The 24,093-nt window shown below is 71.7% G+C and carries 23 protein-coding genes and 1 riboswitch; of the genes, 12 read left to right on the top strand and 11 right to left on the bottom strand.

The window, feature by feature from the left end:
• Positions 1-22: 22 nt before the first annotated feature.
• Positions 23-1,003, bottom strand: coding sequence for a zinc-binding dehydrogenase (locus ACZ5NW_RS34100; RefSeq protein ID WP_468747885.1), 981 nt, complete (start codon positions 1,001-1,003; stop codon positions 23-25).
• A 155-nt stretch (positions 1,004-1,158) separates the two neighbouring features.
• Positions 1,159-2,334, bottom strand: a complete 1,176-nt coding sequence (locus ACZ5NW_RS34095; RefSeq protein WP_468747884.1) for an FAD-dependent oxidoreductase — start codon at positions 2,332-2,334, stop codon at positions 1,159-1,161.
• A gap of 139 nt (positions 2,335-2,473) precedes the next feature.
• Here ACZ5NW_RS34095 and ACZ5NW_RS34090 point away from each other — a divergent pair, with 139 nt between their 5' ends.
• From ACZ5NW_RS34090 to ACZ5NW_RS34080, 3 genes are all read left to right on the top strand, one after another.
• Positions 2,474-3,178 carry a pentapeptide repeat-containing protein gene (locus tag ACZ5NW_RS34090; protein WP_468747883.1) on the top strand — a complete coding sequence of 235 codons (705 nt, stop codon included), beginning with the start codon at positions 2,474-2,476 and terminating at the stop codon, positions 3,176-3,178.
• Positions 3,179-3,531: 353 nt separating this feature from the next.
• Positions 3,532-4,050: a GNAT family N-acetyltransferase gene (locus ACZ5NW_RS34085; protein WP_468747882.1), complete on the top strand. Its 519-nt coding sequence runs from the start codon at positions 3,532-3,534 to the stop codon at positions 4,048-4,050.
• A gap of 310 nt (positions 4,051-4,360) precedes the next feature.
• Complete coding sequence (locus tag ACZ5NW_RS34080; RefSeq protein WP_468748002.1) at positions 4,361-5,911, top strand: M4 family metallopeptidase; 1,551 nt, start codon at positions 4,361-4,363, stop codon at positions 5,909-5,911.
• Between the two features lie 55 nt (positions 5,912-5,966).
• Here the strand turns inward: ACZ5NW_RS34080 and ACZ5NW_RS34075 are convergent, their stop codons facing one another.
• Positions 5,967-7,352, bottom strand: coding sequence for a M1 family metallopeptidase (locus ACZ5NW_RS34075; protein ID WP_468747881.1), 1,386 nt, complete (start codon positions 7,350-7,352; stop codon positions 5,967-5,969).
• A 53-nt stretch (positions 7,353-7,405) separates the two neighbouring features.
• Here ACZ5NW_RS34075 and ACZ5NW_RS34070 point away from each other — a divergent pair, with 53 nt between their 5' ends.
• Complete coding sequence (locus tag ACZ5NW_RS34070) at positions 7,406-7,906, top strand: hypothetical protein (protein WP_468747880.1); 501 nt, start codon at positions 7,406-7,408, stop codon at positions 7,904-7,906.
• Between the two features lie 47 nt (positions 7,907-7,953).
• Here ACZ5NW_RS34070 and ACZ5NW_RS34065 read toward each other — a convergent pair whose 3' ends face one another.
• Complete coding sequence (locus tag ACZ5NW_RS34065) at positions 7,954-8,529, bottom strand: TerD family protein (RefSeq protein ID WP_381081219.1); 576 nt, start codon at positions 8,527-8,529, stop codon at positions 7,954-7,956.
• A gap of 190 nt (positions 8,530-8,719) precedes the next feature.
• Between ACZ5NW_RS34065 and arfB the strand changes: the two genes are divergently transcribed.
• Positions 8,720-9,157 carry an alternative ribosome rescue aminoacyl-tRNA hydrolase ArfB gene (gene arfB, locus ACZ5NW_RS34060; protein ID WP_468748001.1) on the top strand — a complete coding sequence of 146 codons (438 nt, stop codon included), beginning with the start codon at positions 8,720-8,722 and terminating at the stop codon, positions 9,155-9,157.
• Between the two features lie 39 nt (positions 9,158-9,196).
• On the opposite strand, the gene ACZ5NW_RS34055 is transcribed toward arfB, so the two are convergent.
• On the bottom strand, positions 9,197-9,685 hold the full coding sequence (locus ACZ5NW_RS34055) for a GNAT family N-acetyltransferase (RefSeq protein WP_468747879.1): 489 nt from the start codon (positions 9,683-9,685) through the stop codon (positions 9,197-9,199).
• 557 nt (positions 9,686-10,242) lie between these two features.
• Positions 10,243-10,836, bottom strand: coding sequence for a flavin reductase family protein (locus ACZ5NW_RS34050; protein ID WP_468747878.1), 594 nt, complete (start codon positions 10,834-10,836; stop codon positions 10,243-10,245).
• A 393-nt stretch (positions 10,837-11,229) separates the two neighbouring features.
• Between ACZ5NW_RS34050 and cdgB the strand changes: the two genes are divergently transcribed.
• Complete coding sequence (gene cdgB / locus ACZ5NW_RS34045) at positions 11,230-12,900, top strand: diguanylate cyclase CdgB (protein WP_468747877.1); 1,671 nt, start codon at positions 11,230-11,232, stop codon at positions 12,898-12,900.
• Between the two features lie 130 nt (positions 12,901-13,030).
• A complete protein-coding gene (locus tag ACZ5NW_RS34040; protein ID WP_468747876.1) occupies positions 13,031-13,975 on the top strand; it encodes a CBM35 domain-containing protein in 945 nt (314 codons plus the stop codon).
• Positions 13,976-13,978: 3 nt separating this feature from the next.
• On the opposite strand, the gene ACZ5NW_RS34035 is transcribed toward ACZ5NW_RS34040, so the two are convergent.
• The 3 genes from ACZ5NW_RS34035 to ACZ5NW_RS34025 form a co-directional block, all read right to left on the bottom strand.
• Positions 13,979-14,908 (bottom strand): 1-phosphofructokinase family hexose kinase, encoded by a 930-nt coding sequence (locus ACZ5NW_RS34035; protein ID WP_468748000.1) that lies wholly within the window; start codon positions 14,906-14,908, stop codon positions 13,979-13,981.
• A 128-nt stretch (positions 14,909-15,036) separates the two neighbouring features.
• Positions 15,037-16,248 carry an N-acetylglucosamine-6-phosphate deacetylase gene (nagA, locus tag ACZ5NW_RS34030; protein ID WP_468747875.1) on the bottom strand — a complete coding sequence of 404 codons (1,212 nt, stop codon included), beginning with the start codon at positions 16,246-16,248 and terminating at the stop codon, positions 15,037-15,039.
• Entirely contained in the window at positions 16,248-17,192 is a 945-nt protein-coding gene (locus tag ACZ5NW_RS34025; protein ID WP_468747874.1) for an ROK family protein, read from the bottom strand. Before ACZ5NW_RS34025 ends, nagA begins: the two co-directional genes overlap by 1 nt.
• 166 nt (positions 17,193-17,358) lie before the next feature.
• On the opposite strand from ACZ5NW_RS34025, the gene ACZ5NW_RS34020 reads away from it, so the two are divergent.
• From ACZ5NW_RS34020 to otsB, 3 genes are read left to right on the top strand one after another with little or no spacing between them, the layout of a single operon-like run.
• The gene (locus ACZ5NW_RS34020; RefSeq protein WP_468747999.1) at positions 17,359-18,627 is read left to right on the top strand and encodes an ABC transporter substrate-binding protein; all 1,269 of its coding nucleotides are present in this window, start codon (positions 17,359-17,361) and stop codon (positions 18,625-18,627) included.
• Positions 18,628-18,641: 14 nt separating this feature from the next.
• Entirely contained in the window at positions 18,642-18,854 is a 213-nt protein-coding gene (locus ACZ5NW_RS34015) for a DUF3263 domain-containing protein (RefSeq protein ID WP_468747873.1), read from the top strand.
• Positions 18,855-18,873: 19 nt separating this feature from the next.
• Complete coding sequence (gene otsB / locus ACZ5NW_RS34010; protein WP_468747872.1) at positions 18,874-19,698, top strand: trehalose-phosphatase; 825 nt, start codon at positions 18,874-18,876, stop codon at positions 19,696-19,698.
• Here otsB and ACZ5NW_RS34005 read toward each other — a convergent pair.
• The gene (locus ACZ5NW_RS34005; protein WP_468747871.1) at positions 19,686-21,161 is read right to left on the bottom strand and encodes an alpha,alpha-trehalose-phosphate synthase (UDP-forming); all 1,476 of its coding nucleotides are present in this window, start codon (positions 21,159-21,161) and stop codon (positions 19,686-19,688) included. The genes otsB and ACZ5NW_RS34005 overlap by 13 nt on opposite strands.
• 82 nt (positions 21,162-21,243) lie before the next feature.
• Complete coding sequence (locus tag ACZ5NW_RS34000; RefSeq protein WP_468747870.1) at positions 21,244-22,188, bottom strand: glucosyl-3-phosphoglycerate synthase; 945 nt, start codon at positions 22,186-22,188, stop codon at positions 21,244-21,246.
• A 132-nt stretch (positions 22,189-22,320) separates the two neighbouring features.
• Positions 22,321-22,477, top strand: a riboswitch (SAM riboswitch).
• Between the two features lie 18 nt (positions 22,478-22,495).
• Here ACZ5NW_RS34000 and thrC point away from each other — a divergent pair.
• Entirely contained in the window at positions 22,496-23,779 is a 1,284-nt protein-coding gene (gene thrC / locus ACZ5NW_RS33995) for a threonine synthase (RefSeq protein WP_468747869.1), read from the top strand.
• The gene (locus tag ACZ5NW_RS33990; RefSeq protein ID WP_468747868.1) at positions 23,776-24,051 is read left to right on the top strand and encodes a MoaD/ThiS family protein; all 276 of its coding nucleotides are present in this window, start codon (positions 23,776-23,778) and stop codon (positions 24,049-24,051) included. The genes thrC and ACZ5NW_RS33990 overlap by 4 nt, the downstream gene beginning before the upstream one ends.
• Positions 24,052-24,093: the final 42 nt, after the last annotated feature.

The following is a 24,093-nucleotide window of genomic DNA, read 5'->3' as shown; positions in this document are numbered from 1 at the left end:
TCTGGGAGTGACTTGTGCCTGGTCATGGTTCCAGGACCACCTTTCCGGTTGTTCCACGGGTTTCGAGCGCCCGGTGCGCGGCCGCCGCCTCGGCGAGCGGGAAGCGCGTCACGGCGGGGACCAGCCGGCCCGCCGCGGCCTCGGCGAGGGCGCGCAGTTCGAGGGTGCGCACCGGGTTCGGGCCGCCGGCCCTCTGGAGCATCACGGGCCCGAGGACCTGCTCGGAGACGCCGTCGACGAGGTATCCCTTGCCGTCGCGGATCCCCTCCGCCGACCAGCCGAAGACGAGGTGTCGCCCGCCCGGCCCGAGCAGGGCGACGGCCTCGCGGGCCACATCGCCGCCGACGCCGTCGAAGACGACGGTGGCGTGCCGCCCGCCCAGGTGGGCGCGGACCTTCCCGGGCCACGCCGGGTCCTTGTAGTCGACGGCGAGATCGGCGCCGTACTCCCGTACGAGCGCCACCTTCTCCGGGCCGCCCGCGAGGCCGATCACGGTGGCGCCGGCGTGCCGGGCGTACTGCACGAGCAGGCCGCCGATGCCCCCGGCGGCCGCCGGGACGACCGCCACGGAGTCCGGGCCCAGCTCGGTGAACTGGAGGATCCCCATCGCCGTGCGGCCGGTGCCGATCATGGCGACGGCCTGGGCGGCGTCGAGGTCGCGCGGGATCTCGTGGACGCGGTCGACGTCGGTGACGGCGAGTTCCGCGTATCCGCCCGGCGCGAATCCGAGGTGCGCGACCACGCGCCTGCCCCGCCACAGCTCGGCAACACCTTCCCCGAGCGACTCGATCACGCCCGCGACCTCGCGGCCGGGGATGGTGGGCAGGGTGGTCGGCTGGGGCGAGGGGCCCTGCATGCCCTCGCGCAGGGCGGTGTCGAGCAGGTGCACACCGGCCGCCTCGACGGCGATACGGACCTGGCCGGGGCCGGGTACGGGGTCCGGCACGGTCTCGTAGGTGAGGTTCTCGGCCGGGCCGAAGGTGTGCAGGCGGATGGCGTGCATGGGGACCCCAGTGGTGTCGTCGTGATGTCGTCGTGGATGGCCCAGCGTCCAACCCCAAGTGCGCTTGAGGTCAAGGTGCGTTGGTGATCACGCGCGCCTAAGGTGAGGCCGTGCCTGCCTGCTCACGCGTGCGTGACGTCAGGCCGTCCTCCGGCTCACGCGGGCCTGACGGCCAGGGGGCGTCGGCCGCGGCCGGAGCCGAGGGCCAGTGATACGGCGGTCAGCGCGCTGTTGAAGGAGACCTCCGACAGGACGCCGGGCGCCGCGACCTGGTCCCCGGCCAGATAGACGCCGTCGCCCCGGTCCACCGAGGGCCGGTCCCGCCAGCTCGTGCCGGGCAGGTCGACGGCACCGGTACGGCCGGTCGCGGTGGCCTCCCGCCGCCAGGTGACGCGCTCGCGCCAGCCCTCGAAGGCCAGGTCGAGCAGGTGTTCGGCGCGGGCGATGCCGTGGTGGCGGGACTCGTGCGGGGCGATCGGGATCTGGCCCTGGACGAGCTGCTCGCCCGCCGGGGCCAGGGTCCGGTCCTGCGCGGTGAACCGCTCGATCCAGCCGGGCGCGTCCAGATCGGACACGGCGAACGCGTCGCCGCGCCGGGTGCGCAGGGCGAGGTCGATGAGCACGGTGCGGCCGCTGGTCCAGGTCAGCGAGTCGTCCCGGAGGAGGCGCCGGGCGGCGTCGAGAGAGGTGGCGACCACGACCGGATTGCCGGTGGGCAGGGTGTCGACCCGGGACAGGGTCTCCATCCGGACGCCCAGATTCCAGGCGCGGGCGGCCATCCGGTCGATGACGGTCGCCCAGCCGCCGCGCGGATAGTGCGCCTCGGGCGGCAGCTTGGTGGCCCGCCGCAGCCGCTCCTGCACGAACGCGGCGGACAGGGCGCCGGGATCGTGGTGGAAGAGGGCGACGGCGGAGTAGTTGGCGGCGGCGACGGCCGCCTCCTCGCCGGCCTGCTCGGTGGCCCAGGTGCGGAAGTCGACGTCGACGGGGGCCTGCCGGGCGGTGCGGCGCAACAGCTTGAGCATCGCGAAGGGCGGGGTGCGGCGCAGCACGCCGTGATGGCGCAGCCGCAGCCGGGCCGCCTCCAGCGGCGGGAGCGGTGCGAGCGGGCCGATGAGGTCGCGCTGCTTGAGCCACGTCCAGTGCGGGCCGCCGCTGTAGAGGGCGTGCGGGCCCTCGTTCGTCCGGTACGGCCCCTCGGCGGTCCGGGCTCGCCCGCCGAGCGTGTGGTGCGCCTCGTACAGGGTGACGTCGGCGCCCGCCTCGGCGGCGGTGATGGCCGCGGTGAGCCCGGCGAGGCCGCCGCCGATGACGGTGATGCGGTGATGCATGGAGAACTCCCTCGGACTGGAACGCTGGAACGCCGGAAGGCCTGTCCTGAATAGGACCGATCGAGGGGGCCGGTTTGTGACATCGGGCGGATTTGCGCAGGTCAGGGGGATTGTCAGTGGTGGGGTGCACGATGGGGGCATGGCGAGGACAGGGCAGGCGGGCGGGTCGGGCGGGTCGGGCGGTGGGCGGCGGTCGGTGAAGGGCGCGCGGCGGCCGGAGCTGAGGCTGCCGGCGCTGGAGCCGTTCGCAGGAGGCGAGCTGGAGCCCGACGGGGACTACGACGGGGTGGAGTTCAAGGAGCTCGACCTCGCGGGCCAGGACGGCGCGGGCGCCCGCTTCATGGACTGCGCGCTGCGGGGGTGCGCGCTGGACGAGACGGGGCTGCGTCACGCGCGCTTCCTGGACTCGGCGCTGAGCGATGTCAGAGGCGTCGGCACGGACCTGGCGGAGGCCACGCTGAGAGACGTGGAGCTGACGGACGCCCGGCTGGGCGGCACGCAGCTCTACGGCGCGGTCCTGGAGCGGGTGGTGATCCGAGGCGGCAAGATCGACTACCTGAATCTCCGTCAGGCGCGCCTGAGAGACGTGGTCTTCGAGAGCTGCGTCCTGTCCGAGCCGGACTTCGGGGGCGCCCGGCTGGAGCGGGTGGAGTTCGTGGACTGCGTCCTGAAGGGCGCGGACTTCACGGCGGCGACCCTGACGGACGTGGACCTGCGGGGAGCAGCGGAACTGACCATCACGAGCGGCGTGGACCGCCTGTCGGGCGCCGTGATCAGCACGGCCCAACTGATGGATCTGGCGGCCGTGCTGGCGGGGGAGCTGGGGCTCAGGGTGGAGGACTGAGGGGCGGGGGAGGAGGGGGACCGGGTGGAGGGCTGGGGGTGACGGGCGCCGGGTGGAGTGCTGGGGCCAGCGGGCGCCGGGTGGGGTGCCGGGGGGGGGGCCGGGCTCGGGGGAGTGCGGGGGCGCCGGGCGTCGGGTGGAGTCTCGGGGCGGCCGGGCTCGGGGGAGTGCCGGGCCGCCGGGCGCGGGGAAGTGCACGGGCAGGAGCGCGTCGAGCACTTCGGCGGCCCGCGCGCGAACGCGATGTGGGTCATGGTGACGGACGCACGGGGGGAGTGCTCGGGCTGAGGGTTGCGGAGTGCCGGAGTTGGCGCGGCGACGGGCGCGGGTGAGGAGGGGGATAGGTTGCGCGGGTGATTCTTGAATCGTTGCGTCTCGGGCCCGACCATGACATTCCGGCCGTGCTGCTCACCGAGTTGACGGCCCTCTACGCCTCCAACCGGGAGTTCCACGCGCTCAGCGGGGACTTTCCGGATGCCGACGACGTCCGGCCGGAGCAGGTGGCGGCGGCCTTGGCCGACGATCTGGCGCATCCGGACGCCGAGGTGCTGCTGGCGCGGTCCGAGGGGCGGCTCGTCGGGGTCGTGGCCACCCTCGCCCGTCATCCCGATCCGGCGGACCCCGATCCATGGATCGGTCTGCTGATGGTGGACGCACGGGTCCACGGCAAGGGGCTAGGGCGGCGGATCGCGCAGGCCGTGGAGGAGCGGCTCCGGCGGGACGGCCGGGACGCCGTGCGGCTCGCCGTGCTCGACGCCAACCCCAAGGGGCTCGCCTTCTGGACCGCGTTGGGCTACGAGGTGATCGACCACCGCGCCGACCGCGCGCTCGCCCGTCCCTGCAGTGTCCTGCGCAAGCGGCTCACCGGGTGACGTTCCGCGCCCCAACGGCGCTGTTGCGAGTAGGGAGTTGACCCACTCCCGGGCGTCCGGATAACGGATCCGATGACCCGTTATTTGGCTACAAACACGTAAAGTCTTGTCGGTGCTCTGTCAAACAGGGTGGTCGGAATGCCAGTCTCTCCCCGCCGCCGCAACTCTGTGCCCCACCTGTGCCTCCACCTATGAGGCCCGTCCTGCGCCTCCACCCGAGGCCAGTGAAGAAGGAGACCGAGTGAGACTGCAGTCCCCCACTCCCCGGACCACCGCCCTGCGCACCGCCGCCCTGATCGGCTCGGCGGCGATGGTCGTGCTCGCGATGCAGAACGGCGCCGCCACCGCGGCCCCCGAGAAGGTCAACGGCGCCACCGCCCTCCCCCTGACCGCCTCCGCCCGCACCGTCGCGATCGCCTCCGCCCAGGACGCCGCCCCGGCGACCGCCCGCGAACTGGGCCTCGGCGCGCAGGAGAAGCTGGTCGTCCGGGACGTCGTCAAGGACGCCGACGGCACGGTCCACACCCGCTACGAGCGCACCTACGCCGGCCTCCCCGTCCTCGGCGGCGACCTGGTCACGCACGTCGCGAAGAGCGGCTCCCTCAAGAGCGTCAGCAAGGCGACCGGCGCCCGCATAGCCCTGGCCTCCACCGACGCCGCGATATCCGCCACCTCCGCGCGGAAGTCCGCCCTGTCCGCCGCGGCGCACGGCACCTCCGCCACGGCCCGCAAGGTCGTCTGGGCCGGCGACGGCAAGCCTGTCCTGGCCTACGAGTCGGTCGTCAAGGGCCTCCAGCACGACGGCACTCCGAGCGAGCTGCACATCGTCACCGACGCCACCAGCGGCAAGAAGCTGTACGAGTACGAGGCCATCGAGACCGGCACCGGCACCAGCCGGTACAGCGGCACGGTGACGCTCGGCACCACCGCCTCCGCCTCCGGCGGCTACGACCTCACCGACTCCGGCCGCGGTGGCCACAAGACGTACGACCTCAACGGCGGTACGACCGGCACCGGCACCCTCTTCCACGACGCCGACGACGTGTGGGGCGACGGCACGGTCACCAACCGCCAGACCGCCGCCGTCGACGCCGCCTACGGCGCCGCCGTCACCTGGGACTTCTACAAGACCGCGTTCAACCGCAACGGCATCGCCGGCGACGGCAGGGCCGCCTACTCGCGCGTCCACTACGGCAACGCCTACGTCAACGCCTTCTGGTCCGACAGCTGCTTCTGCATGACGTACGGCGACGGCACCGCCAACGCCGACCCGCTCACCTCGCTCGACGTGGCCGGCCACGAGATGAGCCACGGTCTGACCGCGGCCACGGCGAAGCTCAACTACAGCAAGGAGTCCGGCGGCCTGAACGAGGCCACCTCGGACATCTTCGGCACCTCGGTGGAGTTCTTCGCGAACAACTCCTCCGACCCCGGTGACTACCTCATCGGCGAGAAGATCGACATCAACGGCAACGGCACCCCGCTGCGCTACATGGACAAGCCCAGCAAGGACGGCGGCTCCGCCGACTACTGGTCGAGGACGGTCGGCCGGCTCGACGTGCACTACTCGTCGGGCGTCGCCAACCACTTCTTCTACCTGCTGTCCGAGGGCAGCGGCGCGAAGACGATCAACGGGGTGTCCTACAACTCCCCGACGTACGACGGCTCCACGGTCACCGGCATCGGCCGGGCCAAGGCATACCAGATCTGGTACAAGGCCCTGACCACGTACTTCACATCGACCACCGACTACGCCGGCGCCCGCACCGGCACCCTTCAGGCCGCGGCCGACCTCTACGGGTCGGGCAGCGCGGAGTACAACGCCGTGGCGGCCGCCTGGAAGGCCGTGAACGTCAAGTAGACGCCGCGCGGCCGAGGCCGTACGGACGGCCCCGCGCCCCAATTGGGGCGCGGGGTCACGGCTTTCCCTCTCCGTACAGCCAGGCGTCCCAGATCGGGTCCCAGTCCTCGTCCGGGGCCATGTCCTCCACGTAGTCCGTGAAGTCCTCCGTGTCCGCCGTGCCGTGGCGGTGCCGGGTCGGCCAGCCCTGGAGGATGTCGTAGAAGGTGTCGTCGCCCACGGTCTGGCGGATCTTGTGGAGGACCATCGCGCCTCGCTGGTAGACGGGATCCGAGGAGATCTCCGAGGCGTCCGGTGGCTCGGCGGGCGGGAAGGCCCAGAGGTCCTTGTACTCCTTCTCGCCGTGCGCGTAGAGGTCGTCGAAGGTCTCCTGGGCGGTCGCGCCGTCGTGGTCCTCGTCCCAGAGCCACTCCGCGTAGGTCGCGAAGCTCTCGTTGAGCCACATGTCCTGCCAGGTGCGGGGGGTGACCGAGTCGCCGTACCACTGGTGGGCGAGTTCATGGACGAGGAGTTCGATGACGGGGGCGCCGGGGAAGACGGGCCGGTTCTGGGTCTCCAGGGCGTACTCGGCGTCCTCGGGGCGGTCGACGATCGCGCCGGTGGAGGAGAAGGGGTAGGGGCCGAAGTTCTCCTCGGCCCACTCCATGACCTCGGGCAGGCGGGCGAGGACGGTGCGGCTCGCCCCGTCGACCGACGGGTCCACGGCGACGTAGACCGGCAGTCCGTCGCGGGTGGTGGAGCGCCGGACGGTGTAGCGGCCGATGGCGAGGGTGGCGAGGTAGCTCGCCATGGGCTCGCCGGTGTGCCAGACGAAGGTGGTGCGCCCGCCGGTGGTCCGCTCGCTTCTCAGCTCCCCGTTGGAGACGGCCGTCAGCCCCTCGGGGACGGTCACCGTGAGGTCGTAGGCCGCCTTGTCGGACGGGTGGTGGTTGCCGGGGAACCAGGCCATGGATCCGGTCGGCTCGCCGAGCGCGAGGGCGCCGTCGGCGGTGCGCAGCCAGCCCTCCCGTGTGCCGTCGGGGTCGGTGATGGCCGCCGGGTGGCCGGAGTAGCGGACGGTGACCTCGAAGTCGTCCCCGTCGTCGAGGCCGCCGGTCGGGCGGACGGTCAGTTCCTGGCCGTCGCGCGTGGTGCGGGCGGTGCGCCCGTCGACGGTGACCCGCTCGACGTCCAGGCCCTTGAGGTCGAGATGGAACGCGGAGAGGTCCTCGGTGGCGCGGGCGGTGAGGGTGGCGGTGCCGGTGAGGAGGGCGGTGGCGGGGTCGTAGGCGAGGGTGAGGCCGTAGTGCGCGACGTCGTAACCGCCGTTGCCCAGCTTCGGGAAGTACGGGTCGTCCACGCCCGCGGCGCCGCTTCGCGGCCCGCCGTCGCCGTCGCACGCGGTGAGCGCGAGCGCGAGGAGAGCGGCGACGGCCGGGACAAGGCGCGCGGATCGGGACATGTCAGGGATCCTACGGGCGTGATCGCCGCGGCGGACGTGACACCATCGCGTACGTGCTCGACATCGGCTACGCCCTCTCCAACCGTTTCCCCGATCCGCCGCAGACGGACTACCGTCGCGCGGATGTGCGCGCGCTGCGGCACGACCTGTTCTGCGGAGACGTCTATCTCGCCGACACCGAGAAGGACACCGAGCTGTCCACAGCCTGGGGATGGGTGCCGGTGCTGGACTTCGCGTGGGCGCTGTGCGACATCGTGGAGCAACTGGACCGGGATCCGGCGGGCTCCCGCGCCTCCCGCCCGCAACACGCCGAGCTGGACTTCACCGAATCCACCGACCGCATGCTCTTCGAGCGCCGCTTCGGCTGGGTGGACATCGAGGCCGACTGGATGCCCGCCGAGGAACCCCCGCTCAGCTTCTCGCACGCCGAACTGCGGCGCGAGGCGCGGGACTTCCTGCACGACCTGCTCGCCGACCTGATCGACCTGCACGAGGACCTGGGGGAGAACCCGGCGATCTGGACCCTCCAGGCGAAGTTCCCGCGCGTGGGCTGAGCGGGCCCCCGGCCGATGAGCCGGGGGCCGAAGCGCCGGCGGACGTCTCAGACGTTGACGCCGAAGTCCTGCGCGATGCCCACCAGGCCGGACGCGTAGCCCTGGCCGACGGCGCGGAACTTCCACTCCGCGCCGTTGCGGTACAGCTCGCCGAAGACCATCGCCGTCTCCGTCGCCGCGTCCTCCGAGAGGTCGTAGCGCGCGATCTCGGCGCCACCGGCCTGGTTGACGATGCGGATGTAGGCGTTGCGGACCTGGCCGAAGTTCTGCGAGCGGTTCTCCGCGTCGTAGATGGAGACCGGGAAGACGATCTTGTCGATGTCCGCGGGGAGGGCGGCGAGGTTGACGTTGATCGCCTCGTCGTCGCCGGCGCCCTCGCCCGTGCGGTTGTCGCCGGTGTGGACGATCGTGTTGTCCGGGGTCTGCTTGTTGTTGAAGAAGACGAAGTGGGCGTCGGAGTAGACCTTGCCCTGGGCGTTGACCGCGATCGCGGAGGCGTCGAGGTCGAAGTCCGTGCCGGTGGTGGTGCGGACGTCCCAGCCGAGGCCCACGGTGACGGCGGTCAGGCCCGGAGCCTCCTTGGTGAGCGAGACGTTGCCACCCTTGGACAGGCTTACAGCCATTGTTGGGAGTCCCTTCCCTCGTTGCGTACGGGCTGCGTACGGCTTCGTACGGCACGAAGCTACAGCTACCCCTATGAACGCGGAGAAGGGCGTGCAAGGTTCCAGCTCTCTTTACTTTCTTTACTCGAGCCGCTCTTTGCCGAGCCGCGCCTCGCATATTCGCGTGACGTGGACCGGACAGGGCGGGACCATAGGGGGCATGTCTGGTCCGTACGTCATCCGTGGCTCCGTCTCCCTGCCCGAGGCCGAGCTCATGTGGCGTTTCTCGCGGTCGTCCGGGCCGGGTGGGCAGCACGTCAACACCAGCGACTCCCAGGTGGAGCTGCGCTTCGACCTGGCGAGCACGGAGGCGCTGCCCGAGGTCTGGAAGCAGCGGGCGCTGGAGAGGCTGGCCGGCCGTCTCACCGACGGCGTGATCTCCGTACGCGCCTCCGAGCACCGCTCGCAGTGGCGCAACCGCGAGACCGCCGCCGTCCGCCTGGCCGCGCTGCTTGCCGAGGCCACCGCCCCGCCGCCCAAGCCCCGCAGGCCGACCCGCGTCCCGCGCGGCATCAACGAACGCCGCCTGCGCGAGAAGAAGCAGCGCTCCGAGACCAAGCAGGGCCGCTCGCCGCGCAACTGGAGCTGACGCTCGCCCCTGTCACACCGGACAGCCGCGCTGACGGTGTCAGTCGAGGTCCAGCACGCCCACCGTCTGGTCGCCCGCGGTCTCGCCGGTCTCGCGGAAGCCGAGGCTCCGGTAGAAGCCGCCGGGGCCGGTCGGGCCGGGGTGCCAGGAGACGTGGAGCCGGTTGCCGCCCCGCGCGCGGATCAGGGCCGCGACCGACTCGACCGCGTAGCGGCCGTAGCCCCTGCCCTGTTCCCCGGCGGCGATGTTCAGGCGCCAGAGGCCGGAGCGGTGCTCGGTGCCGTCGCCGTGCCAGTCGATGTCGAGGAAGGCCATCAGGAAGCCGACCGGCCGCTCGCCGTCGACGATCAGCCGGGGCCAGGCGACGCCCGGCGGATGCGCGTACGCCTCGGCGAGGGAACGGATCACGGGTGCGACCGCGTGCTCCTGGTCGGGGCGGACCCGGATCCCGGTGGCCGCGTCGAAGTTCACCGGGGTGACCTCCTCCAGGCGGAGTGCCGATGCCGGGCCGAGTCCTGATGCGATCATGCGGGCACCCTAAGCAGCGGCCACGCACGCGTGCGACCGGTTATCGACCGAGGCGAGGGCGACGGACACCGCCGGGAACAGCCGAACGCCGACGCGAGGGCCGCCGGGGACAGCGGACCGCCGACGCGAGGGCCGCCGGGGACAGCGGACCGCCGATGCGAGGGCCGCCGGGGACAGCGGACCGCCGATGCGAGGGCCGCCGGGGACAGCGGACCGCCGATGCGAGGGCGCCCGCGGAGAGCCGACCGCCGACGGGCGGGCGCCCGGGGACAGCCAACCGCCGATGCGAGGGCCGCCGTAACAGCCGGTTGCCGAAGCGACGCCCCCCGCGGAAAGCCGACCGCTGACTCGACGCCCCCTGTGGAAAGCCGACCGCCGACGCGCCCCCCGGGCGGGGACAGCCAGCCGCCGACGCGACGCCCCCCGGGCGGGGACAGTCGACCGCCGACGCGACGCCCCCGGGGACAGTCGGCCGCGGAAGCAGTCCGTCAGCCCAGCTGCCGGTACTGGCCCCGGAAATCGTCCCAACTGCCGGTACTGGCCCCGGAAATCGTCCGTCAGCCCAACTGCCGGTATCGGCCCCGGAAATACACCAGTGGGCCGCCCTCCGCGCTCGGTACGTCTGCCGTCAGTACCCGGCCGATCACGAGGGTGTGGTCGCCCGCGGGGACCCGCTGTTCCGTGCGGCACTCCAGGGTGGCCAGCGCGCCGCCCACCAGAGGCGCGCCGGTCGCCTTCCCGCGCGCGTAGGCGATGTCCTCGAAGAGCAGGCGGTCGCTGATGCGGCCCTTCATGGCGAAGCGGCCCGCGATGTGGCGCTGGCTCTCCGAGAGGACCGACACGGCCCACAGGGGCTGTTCGAGGAGCAGGTCGTCCATGCGGGAGCCCTCGCGCAGGCTCACCATGACCAGGGGCGGGTCGAGGGAGACGGAGACGAACGCGGTGGCCGTCATGCCGACGTCCTCGCCGAGCGGCGCGGCGGGGTCGTCGGGGTCCAGCGGCGGCTCCTGCGCGGTCACCAGGACCACACCGCCGGCCAGCCGGGCCATGGCGGCACGGAACTCGTCGTTGCTCACCCCCTCAGCATGCCCGGAGGCGGCGGAGGGCGGCGTCGGTACGGCCGGAGGCACGGCGGGGGGAGTCGTCAGCACGCCCGAAACGCTAGTCTCCGCCCCGCACGGCACGCATCGGACCTCTGGCCGAGCGGAGTCCTAGGACCCCGGTCCGACCGCGGTCCGAGGCCCTTGCGGCGCTGTTCCGACGACCTTCGGGTGACCTTCCGACGAGACCGGGCCCGGAATGGTCGGGGGATGCCGCATACTCGCACAGTGTGCGTTCAGTAATCGCACAGGAAACACGCGGTAAGCGCAGAAACTCCACTCAATTGTTCACGTTTTCATGTGACTTGAGTCACAAGAGCCAGGAATTGTTGACCCTGTGTACCGAGTGAGCAGCGCGCTGTGATTCAGTGGCTGGGACGCTGCAGGGACGGTACGCCGTAGACAACCCTTGATTCGCTGCGAAGTCTCGGGGGGAGGGCGAGCATGGAGACCGAGTCGGAGCCGTACGTCCGTCTTGCGTCCCTGCGACAGCTGCACCAGGTCATGGCCGACATGAACACGGCCCGCAGCCTGGCGGACACACTGCAGACGGTCGCCGACGGCGTGGTCTCCGCGCTCGGCTACGAACTCGCGGCCGTGAACCTCGTCCGTGCCGACGGCGACCTCGTGGTCGCCGCCCTCTCCGGCAACCCCGCCGCCGAGGCCCTCATCACCGGCCGGGCCGGCTCCCGCGAGTCCTGGGAGCGCCGGCTGAACATGGGCGAGCGCTGGGGCGATCTGGTGTTCATCCCGCACACCGAGGGCTGGGTCCTCGACGACGACGACGTCCCGCAGTGGTACACCGACGGGCCCGCGCCCCGCTTCGAGGACGAGTGGCACCCCAGCGACCGGCTCTTCGCCCCCATGTACACGCCGTCCGTGCCGGGCGGCTCCGGCGGTGAGCTGATCGGCGTGCTGTCCGTGGACCGCCCGCGCAACGGCCGGCTGCCGGGCGCGTGGGGCCGCGAGGCGCTCCAGATGTACGCGTTCCAGGCCGCCATCGCCATCAGCAACGCGCGTCTACGTGCGAACATGCAGCGCGCCCTGGTCCGCCTGGAGCGCGAGCAGCAGGCCCTGCGCGCCAGCGAGGAATCCTTCCGGCAGGCCTTCGAGTACGCCCCCTCCGGCATGGCGATAGCCGAGATGGGCGGCGAACAGCACGGGCGCATACTCCGCACCAACGACGCCCTGTGCCGGCTGCTCGGCCGCCCCGCTTCCGCGATGCGCCGCTACTCCTTCTCCGACCTCGTGCACCCGGAGGACATAGGCACCCTGCTGCGCACCTCCGCCGAGGGCGGCCGCGCCGAGCTCCGCCTCGGCCGCCGGGACGGCACCTACGTCTGGGTCAGCCTCCGCAACTCCGTCGTCGCCGACGCCGCCGACGGGCCCCGCTTCCTCCTCACCCACGTCGAGGACATAGAGGAACGCAAGCGCCGCGAGCTCCAGCTCGCCCACCGCGCCTCCCACGACTCCCTCACCGGCCTGCCGAACTCCGCCGAACTGCGCTCCCGGCTCTCCGCCCGGCTCTGCCAGCGCCCGCAGTCCACCCACCCGGCCGCCGTCGACGCGTTCGACTCCCACGACGCCGCCTACGGGCACGCCGCGCACGACGCCAACGGCCACGGCTTCGACTTCCGGCCCGCCGGCTTCGGCACCTACGACGGTTACGACCACCACGTCCACACCATCGCCCCCGAGGACCTCCAGGACGACGGCACCAAGGGGCTCGCGGTGCTCTTCTGCGACCTCGACGGCTTCAAGTCGATCAACGACCGGTTCGGCCACAACGCGGGCGACGCCGTCCTCATCGAGGTCGCCCGGCGGCTGTCCCGGGCCGTCCGTGACGGCGACACCGTGGCGCGGCTCGGCGGCGACGAGTTCGTGATCCTCGCCGACGGCCTCGGCCGGGCGGACGCGCAGGACCTCGCCGTACGCCTGCGCAACGAGATCATCCAGCCCATCCGCGCCGAGGGCCGGGCCGTCCGGGTGGGCGCCAGCTTCGGCATCGGGTGGGCCCACTGCGGCATGACGGCGGACGAAGTGCTGAAGTCGGCCGACGAACGGATGTACGTCGAGAAACGATCTCGTCCCAAACAGCACCGACGCGCCGGATGACCCGCAGGTCAGGGAGCTGAAGCGATCCGAGTCACCCGTTCGGGTGCGTGGGAGCGGGTAGGCTCGCACTTCGCCACACGTATTTGAAGACGTACCGCATCCACCCTGCACCTGTTGAGGAGTCGAAAGGATGACGCCCGGCAACAACGGCGCGAGCACGCCCGAGGACGACGACCCGTTCGGCTACCTCTACGCCGACGGACAGGCCAACGGAGCCCAGCCGCCCTCCGGGGGCTACGGCTACCCGAACTCGGTCAGCCGGGTGCGGACGGTCGGCGAGCGCCAGTACGGCGGCCCGCAGCAGCAGTACGCCCAGCCCGGCCAGCAGGCCGGAGTGCCGCACCAGCAAGGCGCGTACGGGCAGCCGAACGCGCACTACGCGGCGCCGGAGAGCTTCGCCGGGGGCGGCGGTGCCTCGACGACCCGCCAGCAGCAGGTGCCGTCGGGCGGCCGCCGCGGCCCCAACACCAAGGGCCTGCTGATCGGCGCGGTCGCGGTGGTCGCCGCGGTCGTGATCGGCATCGCGATCGCCATGACCAACGGCAACACGGACAAGGAGAGCAAGGGCGGCGGCACGTCGACGTCCCCGAGCACCGCCCCGAGCGCCTCCCCGAGTGAGTCGAGCACGAGCGAGGCGAGTGGGGACGAGCTGCCGAAGATCGACGCGAAGGCGCTCCGCTTGGAGGGTTCCGCCACAACGGCCTCGGACGTCCAGGGCGCCAAGGCTGGCGGCGGCGTCTACGTGGCCGGGTTCAATCAGGTCGGAGCCGCGCTCACCTGGACGGCCAACGCCATTCCCGAGTCGGGGAAGTACACGCTCTACGTTGCCTACGGCGTTCCTGGCAAGGACTCCAACGCCACGATCACGGTCAACGGCACGGCCCAGACCAGGCCCGTCAACATGGCGAACTTCGCGAAGGCCCCGGCGGGCGACTACGCGAAGGGCTGGACCTCCACCTGGGTCAACATCGAGCTGACCAAGGGCACCAACACGATCAAGATCTCCTGCGAGCAGGGCAACACCTGCGACGCCAACATCGATCAGCTCTGGCTCGAAAAGGGCTGGAAGAACTGACCCTCAGGCCGCGCTGACCTCCCCGGTCACCGTCACCCGGTTCAGCAGCTCTCCGTAGGCCGTCGGGTCGAACTCGCCGGCCGTCGGGGAGAGGACCGTCGCCGTGGACAGGGCTACCGCCCGGGTCAGGCGGGCGGGCCAGGGGAGGTTGGTCACCAGGCCCGACAGGAGGGCCGCGGAGACCGTGTCGCCGGCGCCTGTCGGGTTGCCCGATACACGAGTTGGTGGGGTGGCTCGCCAGGTGCCCTCCGGGGTTGCGGCGATCAGGCCCCCGGGGCCCAGGGAGGCCACCACCGCGCGTGCTCCGCGCCGACGGGCGTCCTGGACGGCCCGGGTCGGCTCGTGCGAACCCGTCAGTTCCGCCAGTTCGTCCGCGTTCGGCTTGATGATGTCCGGGCGGGCGGCCACGGCCCGGCGCAGTGCCTCGCCGCTCGTGTCCAGGAGGACCGGCGTGCCCGCGGCCCGGGCCGTGCGGATCAGCCCCGCGTACGCCCCCACCGGCACCCCCGGCGGCAGGCTGCCGCACAGGGCGACCGCCTCGGCGCCGGCCACCAGATCCTCGTAGACCTCCTGGAAGGCGGCCCACTCGGCGGTCCCGATCGAGGGTCCCGGCTCGTTCAACTGGGTGGTGTCACCGGTGAGTTCGTCGACCACGGCGATCGTGCGTCGGGTCGCGCCGGATATCGGGACCAGGGCGTTCGTCAGCCCGGGGACCGTCGCCAGCCGTGCCTGGACGGCCTCGCCCGTCGCCCCGCCCGCGAAGCCGGTGGCCGTCACCTCATGGCCGAGCGCGGCCAGCACCCGGGCCACGTTCAGCCCCTTGCCGCCGGGCCGTTCCATGACGTCCGACACCCGGTGCGAGGTGCGCGGCCGCAGGGACCGTACGCGATAGGTGATGTCGAGAGCGGTGTTCAGTGTGACCGTGAGGATCACCTGGTGGACCTCCCCCGATTCCGTGTTCGTCACTTTGCCGGGGCCCGATCATGCCAAAGAGACGGCGACCGGCCCAGCCTCGGGTCGGTCACCGTCTGATGAAGCCGTCCGACGAAGAACGGGACGTTTCAGTCCAGTTGGGGATCGACCACCCAGTCGCCCTGCCGCATCACGCCCTTGACGTCGAAGTTCTCGTCGAGAAGGACCAGGTCGGCGTACTTGCCGGGCTCCAGGGAGCCGATCCGGTCGTCCAGGCCGAGCAGCCGGGCCGGGTTGGCCGACAGGGCCGCCACCGCGTCCTCGACCGGCAGCCGGTCGATGGTCACCGCCCGCTTGAACGCCCGGTCCAGGGTGAGGGTCGAGCCCGCGATCGAGCCGCCCTCCACGAGGCGTGCCACGCCGTCCGCCACCTCGACCTCCAGCGGGCCCAGCATGTAGCGGCCGTCGCCGAAGCCCGCCGCGTCCATCGCGTCGGTGATGAACGCGACCCGGTCCGCGCCCGCGTGATGGAACGCCAGCTCCAGGGCCGCGGGGTGCAGGTGTGTGCCGTCGTTGATGAGCTCGACGGTGACCCGCTCGTCCTCCAGCAGGGCCGCGATCGGGCCGGGAGCGCGGTGGCCGAGCGCCGGCATCGCGTTGAAGAGGTGCGTGGCGACGGTGGCGCCCGCGTCGATCGCCTCCACGGTCTGCTCGTACGTCGCGTCCGTGTGCCCGATCGCCGCGATGACGCCGTGCTCGGCGAGGAGCCGTACGGAGTCGATGCCGCCCGGCAGTTCGGTGGCCAGGGTGACCATCGTGGCGTGGCCGCGCGCGGCGTCGATCAGCTTGCGGACGTCCGCCGGTGCGGGGTGGCGCAGCAGTTCCTCGGAGTGCGCGCCCTTGCGGCACGGCGAGATGAAGGGGCCCTCGAAGTGGATGCCGGCGATGTCGCCCTGCTCGGCGAGCTCGGACAGGAGGCCGGCGCGGTGGACCAGGAAGTCCATCTCGCCGGTGACGGTGGAGGCGACGAGGGTGGTGGTGCCGTGGAGGCGGTGGGTGTGGATGCCCTTGATGACGTCGTCCACGGAGCCCGAGGTGAAGGAGGCTCCGCCGCCGCCGTGGTTGTGGATGTCCACGAAGCCTGGGACCAGGTAGTGGCCGGTCGCGTCGATCATCCGGGCGTTCTCCGGGGTGTCCGCGGAGATGTACTTGCCCTCCACGGTGAGATGCCCGCCCTTGGCGACCCCGGTGGGCAGGACCACGTGGGCGCCGGAGAGCACCAGAGGGGTTCCGGCCGTCGCGGGGTGCGGGTGCGTCGTGGTGTCTCGCGCAGTTCCCCGCGCCCCTGGGGGGGTTGCCATTAGGGAGTTGCCTCCTTGAGGTTCGTCGAATTGAGGAGATCCCAGGCCAGTAGTCCTGCGCCTCGGCATCCCGCTGTGTCGCCCAGAGCTGCGGGGACGATCTCCGGCAGCTTCTGGAAGGTGACCCGTCGCCGGACCGCGTCCCGCAGTGGTGTGAACAACGTTTCCCCCGCCTCGGCGAGCCCGCCACCGATGACCAGCGTGCGCGGGTCCAGCAGGGTGAGGGCGGTGACGAGGCCGTCGGCGAGGGCGTCGACCGCCTCCTGCCAGACCCGGACGGCGTTCGGGTCGCCGGACGCGACGGCCTTGGCGCAGTCGGCGGCGTCCGCCTCCGGGTCCCCGGACGCCTCGGCCCATGCCTCGCTGACCGCCGCGGCCGAGGCGAACCGCTCCAGGCAGCCGCGCTGCCCGCAGGGACAGGCGGGGCCGTTCCGCCGTACGACGACATGGCCGATCTCGCCCGCGAAGCCGTGCGCGCCCGCCTCCACCCGGCCGTCGACGCCGATGGCGCCCGCGATGCCCGTGCCGAGGGCCACGAACAGGAAGCGGTCGGCGCCCCGGGCCGCGCCGACGCGGCCCTCGGCCAGGCCGCCGGTGCGGACGTCGTGTCCGAGGGCCACCGGGCTGCCGTCCAGCCGCTCGGCGAGCAGGTCCCGCAGGGGTACGTCCCGCCAGCCGAGGTTCGCCGAGTAGGCCGCCGTGCCCCGGGCCTCGTCGACGATCCCCGGGACCGCGACGCCGGCGGCGGCCGCGGGTTCGCCCAGGTGCCCGGCGCCGTACGCGCGCAGCTCGGCGGCGAAGTCCAGGATGGCGGCGACCACCGCGTCGGGGCCGCGCTCGCGTCCGGTGGCCCGGCGGGCCTGGTGCAGCAGAGCGCCGTCCGCGCCGACCAGGGCGGCCTTCATCCCGGTGCCGCCCACGTCGAGGGCGATGACATGTCTCACGGGGGACAGTGTGGCCCGAGGACCCGCAAGAGGTCTAGTCCACTTGCGTGGTGTAGACCTTATTCCGTTATACGGACCCCGGGTGTGGATCAGCGGGGTCCGATCACAGGCAGAAGCGACACAAGCGACAGAAGTGACAGGGGAGACAGCGGTGCAGCGGCGGGCCATGCGGGCGCGGACAGGGACGATCGCGGTGGTGTCCGCGCTGGGAATGACGGCGGTCCTCGGCGGCTGCGGCGTGACCGGGAGCGACGGCGACACCACCCTGACCCTGGTCGCCGCCGACTACGGCGACAGCGCGGCCAACAGCTCCGAGAAGTACTGGGCGAAGATCGTCGACGCGTACGAGGAGAAGCACCCCGACGTCCACGTCGAGGTCACCGTCCGCTCCTGGAACGACGTCGACCGCGAGGTCCGCCGGCTGGTCGACGCCGGCAAGGCGCCCGACATGGCGCAGATCGGCGCCTACGCCGACTACGCGGCCGAGGGCCGCCTCTACAAGGCCGGCGAGCTGCTCTCCATCCCCGTCCAGGCCGACTTCGTCTCCCAGCTCTCCAAGGCCGGCGAGGTCAACGGAACCGAGTACGGCATGCCCTTCGCCGCCTCCACGCGGCTGCTGTTCTACAACAAGACCCTCTTCGACCGGGCCGGGCTGAAGCCCCCCACCACCTGGGCCGAGCTCGCCTCCGCCGCCGCCAAGCTCAAGGACGAGGGCGTGACGTACCCGTACGCCCTGCCCCTCGGCCCCGAGGAGGCCCAGGCCGAGACCATGCAGTGGCTGCTGAGCGGCGGGGGCGGCTACACCTCGCTCGTCGGGGGCTACAGCATCGACTCCGACGAGAACGTCGACACCTTCAGCTGGCTGAAGAACGAACTGGTCGACAAGGGCCTCACCGGCCCGGTCGCGCCCGCCAAGCTGAACCGCGCCGACGCCTTCGCCGCCTTCGCCGCCGGCCGGGTGGGCATGCTCAACGGACATCCCTCGCTGATGAAGATGGCCGCGAAGAAGGGCGTGAAGTTCGGCATGGTGCCGATGCCCGGGAAGAAGGGGCCCAGCCGGTCGACCATGGGCGTCGCCGACTGGATGACCGCGTTCAAGCAGAACGGCCACGCCGAGCAGATCGGCGACTTCCTCGACTTCGTCTACGACGAGGAGAACGTCCTCGCCTTCTCGCGGGAGTACGACCTGCTGCCGGTGACCACCTCCGCCAGCGAGGTCATGGCCTCCGCCGCCGAGGACCAGGACCTCAAGCCGTTCCTCGACGAGCTGGCGCTGTCCGAGCTGTACCCCGTGGGGCGGACGTCCTGGGCGGCGGTCAGCGCGGACGTGAAGAAGCGGATCGGCTCCGCCGTGGCCCCGGGGGGCAGCCCGGCGTCGGTGCTGAGCGAGTTGCAGACCGAGGCGATGACGGCGGACAGCTCCGCCACCGGGTGAGCTAGCGTGCGGGTATGGAGCTGGAGCGGATTCTCGCCATGGAGCGGCGCAGTTTTGCCGGTCCGGGCGCCAAGGAGCGGGCCATACGGGAAGAGCTGGGGCTCGCTCCCGTGCGCTACTACCAGCTGCTGAACGCGCTGCTGGACGACCCTCGGGCGCTGGCCATGGACCCGGTTACGGTCAATCGGCTGAGGAGAGTCCGGGAGACCCGGCGTTCGGAGCGATGACCCCTCTATGGTCGAACCCATGGGAACTCTGCCTACTCCCGTCACCTCCGCCGGGCGCGACGCCCTCGACGCCCTTCTCGCGCGGCCCCGGTCCGCTCTGATCGCCCTCGACTTCGACGGGACCCTCGCGCCCATCGTCGAGGATCCCGAGAGCGCCCGGGCCCATCCCGATGCCGTGCCCGTGCTGGCCTCGCTCGCGCCACACGTCGCCGCCGTCGCCGTCGTGACCGGGCGGCCCGCCGACGTCGCCGTGCGCCACGGGGGGTTCGGCGGGGTCGGCGGCCTGGAGCGGCTGCATGTGCTCGGGCACTACGGGGCCGAACGATGGGACGCCCGCACCGGGGAGATCACCGCCCCCGACCCGCATCCCGGTGTCGCCGCCGTCCGCGAGGAGCTGCCCGGCGTCGTCGAGGGCACCGGGGTGTGGGTCGAGGAGAAAGGGGGGCGGGCCATCGCCGTGCACACCCGCAGGGCGCCCGATCCCCAGGGGGTGTTCGACGCGCTCCGCGAGCCCCTGACCGCCCTCGCCGCCCGGCACGGACTGGTCGTCGAGCCGGGGCGGATGGTGCTGGAGCTGCGGCCGCCCGGGATGGACAAGGGCGTCGCGCTGACCCGGTTCGTACGGGAGGTCGGCGCCGGGGTCGTCGTCTACGCCGGGGACGATCTCGGGGACCTGCCCGCCTTCGCCGCCGTGGAGAAGCTGCGGTCCGACGGCGTGCCCGGGCTGCTCGTGTGCAGCGGCAGCGCCGAGGTCACCGAACTGTCCGAACGCGCCGACCTGGTCGTCGACGGCCCGGCCGGGGTCGTCGCACTGCTGCGGGACCTCGCCGCTCAGCTCGGCTGAATCGCGCGCAGCGCCTCGAGCTGGTCCAGGAACCACTGCGCCGGGGGCAGGGCCGTCGCCGCCGCCGCGAGTCTCTTCGAGCGTTCGGCGCGCTCCTCCGGCTTCATCGTCAGGGCCTCGTGGAGCGCGTCGGCCGTCTCCAGGATGTCGTAGGGGTTCACCACGATCGCGTCGTCGCCCAGCTCCCAGTACGCCCCCGCCTCCCGCGACAGCACCAGCGCGCAGCCCCCGTCCGACACCACCGGGACCTCCTTGGCGACCAGGTTCATGCCGTCCCGGATCGGGTTGACGAGGGCCACGTCCGCGAGGCGGTACGCGGCGAGGGAGCGGGCGAAGTCGTCCTTGAGGTTCAGCAGGACCGGGGTCCAGCCCGGGGTGCCGTAGCGCTCGTTGATCTCCTGCGCCACTCGCGCCACCTCGGCCGTGTAGTCGCGGTAGACGGCCAGGTCCTGGCGGGAGGGGTAGGCGAAGGCCACATGGACGACCCGCTCGTGCCACTCCGGGTGGTCCTCCAGGAGCTGCCGGTACGCCAGCAGGCCCCGCACGATGTTCTTCGACAGCTCCGTGCGGTCGACCCGGACGATCGTCCTGCGGTCCCCCTCGCCGCCGATCTCCTCCCGCAGCTCCGCGATCCGCTCCTCCACGTCCGGCTGGTGGGAGCGGGCGCGCAGGAACTCGGCGTCGGCGCCGAGCCCGTACACACCGATCCGGGTCCTGCGCACCGGAGGGACGCCGTCACGCAGGTGTTCGACGGTCTTGACCGGGTCGCCCGCCGGCCAGCTCAGGGTGATGTCGCCCCGGCCGGTGGCCTCGGCGCAGGCCATGAAGGCACGCGCCCAGCGATAGGTCAGGAAGCCGAGCTGGTCCGCACCGAGCATCCCCCACACGAGCTGCCCGCGGATGTCCTCCGGGAGGATCTCGAAATACTCCACCGGCGCCCACGGCGTGTGCGAGAAGTGACCGATGCGCAGGTCGGGGCGCAGGTCACGGAGCATCCCGGGGACCAGACAGAGGTGGTAGTCCTGGACGAGGACGGCCGCGCCCGGCGCCGCCTCCTGCGCCAGCGCCTCCGCGAAGGCGCGGTTGTAGCGCTCGTACGACGCCCACCGCCGCCGGAACTCCGCGTCGAAGACCGGCTCCAGCGGGGTCTGGTACAGCATGTGGTTGATGAACCACAGGACGGAGTTGGCGATGCCGTTGTAGGCGTCCTCCAGCACGTCGGCGGGGACGGCCAGCATGCGGGTGCCGGGCTCGGCCACCCCGCGCCGTACCGCCTCCCGGTCGCCGTCGGACAGCGCGGCGCACACCCAGAGCGCGCCGGCCTCCGGCCCGATCGCCGACAGCCCGGAGACCAGCCCGCCCCCGCCGCGTCTGGCCGTGAGCGAGCCGTCCTCCCGCACTCCGTACGAAACCGGGCCGCGATTGGACGCGACCAGCACCTCAGCGCCGTGCGTGGAAGCCATACGCCTCAACTTAGCCCTACCGCGAAACGCTCAAACGTACGGTTCCGCTCGGTGGGCGACCGTATACGGAGACGTACCGGCTTCAGGCCACCTTGCGGGCGGCGTACTCGGCGATCTCCACCATGGGCGGCCGCTCCTCCGTGTCGACGGAGTACGTGCGGGGTTCGAAGCCCTCCTCGCCCCGCTCGAACTGGGTGAGGGAGGGGCGGACGAGGTGACCGCGGGCCAGCCGGAGCTGGGCCGTGCGGTAGATCGCCGCCGCCATCCGGCCCAGCGCCTGCCCGTCCTGGTGACGGTGCTTGCGCACCCCCACGTCGACCTGCGCCAGGGCGTCCAGACCCACCAGGTGCAGGGCGTCCACCAGCATGCCCAGCTCCACGCCGTAGCCGACGGGGAAGGGCAGCTGCTCCAGCAGGCCGCGGCGGGCCGCGTACTCGCCGCCGAGCGGCTGCACGAAACCGGCCAGTTGCGGCCAGTGCATGTTCAGCAGCGGGCGGGCCATCAGCTCGGTCACCCGGCCGCCCTGGCCCGCGGCGCCGGCCAGCGGACGGTCGTACATGCCCTTGACGAGATCCACGCCCGGGTCGGTGAACAGCGGGCCGACGATCCCGGTGACGAAGTCGGAGGAGAACTCCTTCAGGTCGGCGTCGATGAAACAGACGATGTCCCCGGTGGTGACCAGCAGGGACCGCCACAGCACCTCGCCCTTGCCGGGCAGGGCCGGGATGCGCGGCAGGATGTCGTCGCGGTGGACGACCCGGGCACCCGCGGCGGCGGCGACCTCGGAGGTGCGGTCGGTGGATCCGGAGTCGACGACGACGATCTCGTCGACCAGCGGCACCTGCCGCATGAGGTCGTGGCGGATCACGGCGACGATGTCCCCGACCGTCTCCTCCTCGTTCAGCGCGGGGAGCACGACGGACACGGTCTGCCCGGTGGCGCGCTTGGCCGCCATGACCCGATGGAGCGGGCGATCGGCGACGGACCAGGAGCGGGTGGCCAGCCAGCGCTCGACTTCTTCCAGCACAGTCAGCGGCTCCTCACGGGTTGTCTCGCGGTTCGGACGACTCTCTCAACTGTCCTGGCCGTCGGTTACAGTCTTGAACAACGCTGATGACCATCGCATGTCGGTGGATGTCGGCGCCCAAAAAGTTCATACCGCTCATCCAGAGGGGCAGAGGGACACGGCCCGATGAAGCCCCGGCAACCCTCCAGTCGGTTCTCGTAGATCAGTGTTTGATCGTTCCGCGAGGCTCCCGGCTAGGGAAGGTGCCAAATCCGTCTCACGGCGAGGTGCGTCGTGAGGAAGATGAGGAGAAAGGGCCTCGCCTCACATGGCTGCGCAGACTGTTGCAAGCACCACTGATTCCACCGTAGACCTCGGTCCCGCCGCGGCGCTGAGCTGTCGCGAGTGCGGCCACCGCGTGCCGCTCGGCCCGGTCTTCGCGTGCGAGGAGTGTTTCGGCCCGCTCGAGATCGCCTACGACTTCTCCGCGTACGACAGCGAGGAGCTCCGCAAGCGCATCGAGGCGGGCCCCGCGAACATCTGGCGGTACGCGCCGCTGCTGCCGGTCCCGGCCGACGTGGCCGACAAGCCCAACATCAACCCCGGCTGGACCCAGCTCGTCAAGGCCGACAACCTGGCGCGCGAGCTGGGAGTGACCGGCGGGCTGTATGTGAAGGACGACTCCGGCAACCCGACGCACTCCTTCAAGGACCGCGTCGTCGCCCAGGCGCTGGAGGCCGCGCGGGCCTTCGGCTTCACGACCCTCTCCTGCTCCTCCACGGGCAACCTGGCCGGTGCCGTCGGCGCCGCCGCCGCCCGCGCCGGCTTCCGCTCCTGCGTGTTCATCCCGCACGACCTGGAGCAGGGCAAGGTCGTCATGGCCGCGATCTACGGCGGCGAACTCGTCGGCATCGAGGGCAACTACGACGATGTGAACCGCTTCTGCTCGGAGCTGATCGGCGACCCGGCCGGCGAGGGCTGGGGCTTCGTCAACGTCAACCTGCGGCCGTACTACGCCGAGGGCTCCAAGACGCTGGCGTACGAGATCTGCGAGCAGCTCGGCTGGCGGCTCCCCGACCAGCTGGTGGTGCCGATCGCCTCCGGCTCCCAGCTCACCAAGATCGACAAGGGGCTCCAGGAGCTGATCAAGCTCGGGCTCGTCGAGGACCGGCCGTACAAGATCTTCGGCGCGCAGGCCGAGGGGTGCTCGCCGGTGTCGGTGGCCTTCAAGGCGGGGCACGACGTGGTGCGGCCCCAGAAGCCGAACACCATCGCCAAGTCGCTGGCGATCGGCAACCCGGCGGACGGCCCCTATGTGCTCGACATCGCCCGCCGTACCGGTGGTGCGGTGGAGGACGTGACCGATGAGCAGGTCGTGGACGCGATCAAGCTGCTGGCGCGGACCGAGGGGATCTTCGCGGAGACCGCCGGCGGTGTGACGGTGGGTGTGACGAGGAAGCTCATCGAGAACGGTCTTCTCGACCCCACGCTCACGACCGTCGTACTGAACACCGGTGACGGCCTCAAGACCCTCGACGCGGTGGCCGGCACCGGCCTCACCGCCACCATCCGCCCGAACCTGGACTCCTTCCGAGAGGCTGGCCTCGCATGAGCGTCAACGTCCGCATCCCCACCATCCTGCGCACCTACACGGGCGGTCGGGCCGAGGTCTCCGCGGAGGGGGCGACCCTCGCCGAGGTCATCGCCGACCTGGAGAAGAACCACACCGGCATCGCCGCACGGGTGCTCGACGACCAGGGCAGGCTGCGCCGGTTCGTGAACGTCTACGTCAATGACGACGACGTGCGTTTCGAGCAGGGCCTGGAGACGGCGACCCCGGACGGCGCGGGTGTCTCCATCATCCCGGCCGTCGCGGGCGGCTGATCATTACCTTCGGTAACGGGAGTTACCGAGAGTTCATCGAAT

This window comes from Streptomyces sp. NPDC032126 (genome assembly GCF_055580085.1).
Note: the sequence above shows the minus strand (reverse complement) of the source record. Positions and strands in the feature narration are given on the sequence as shown.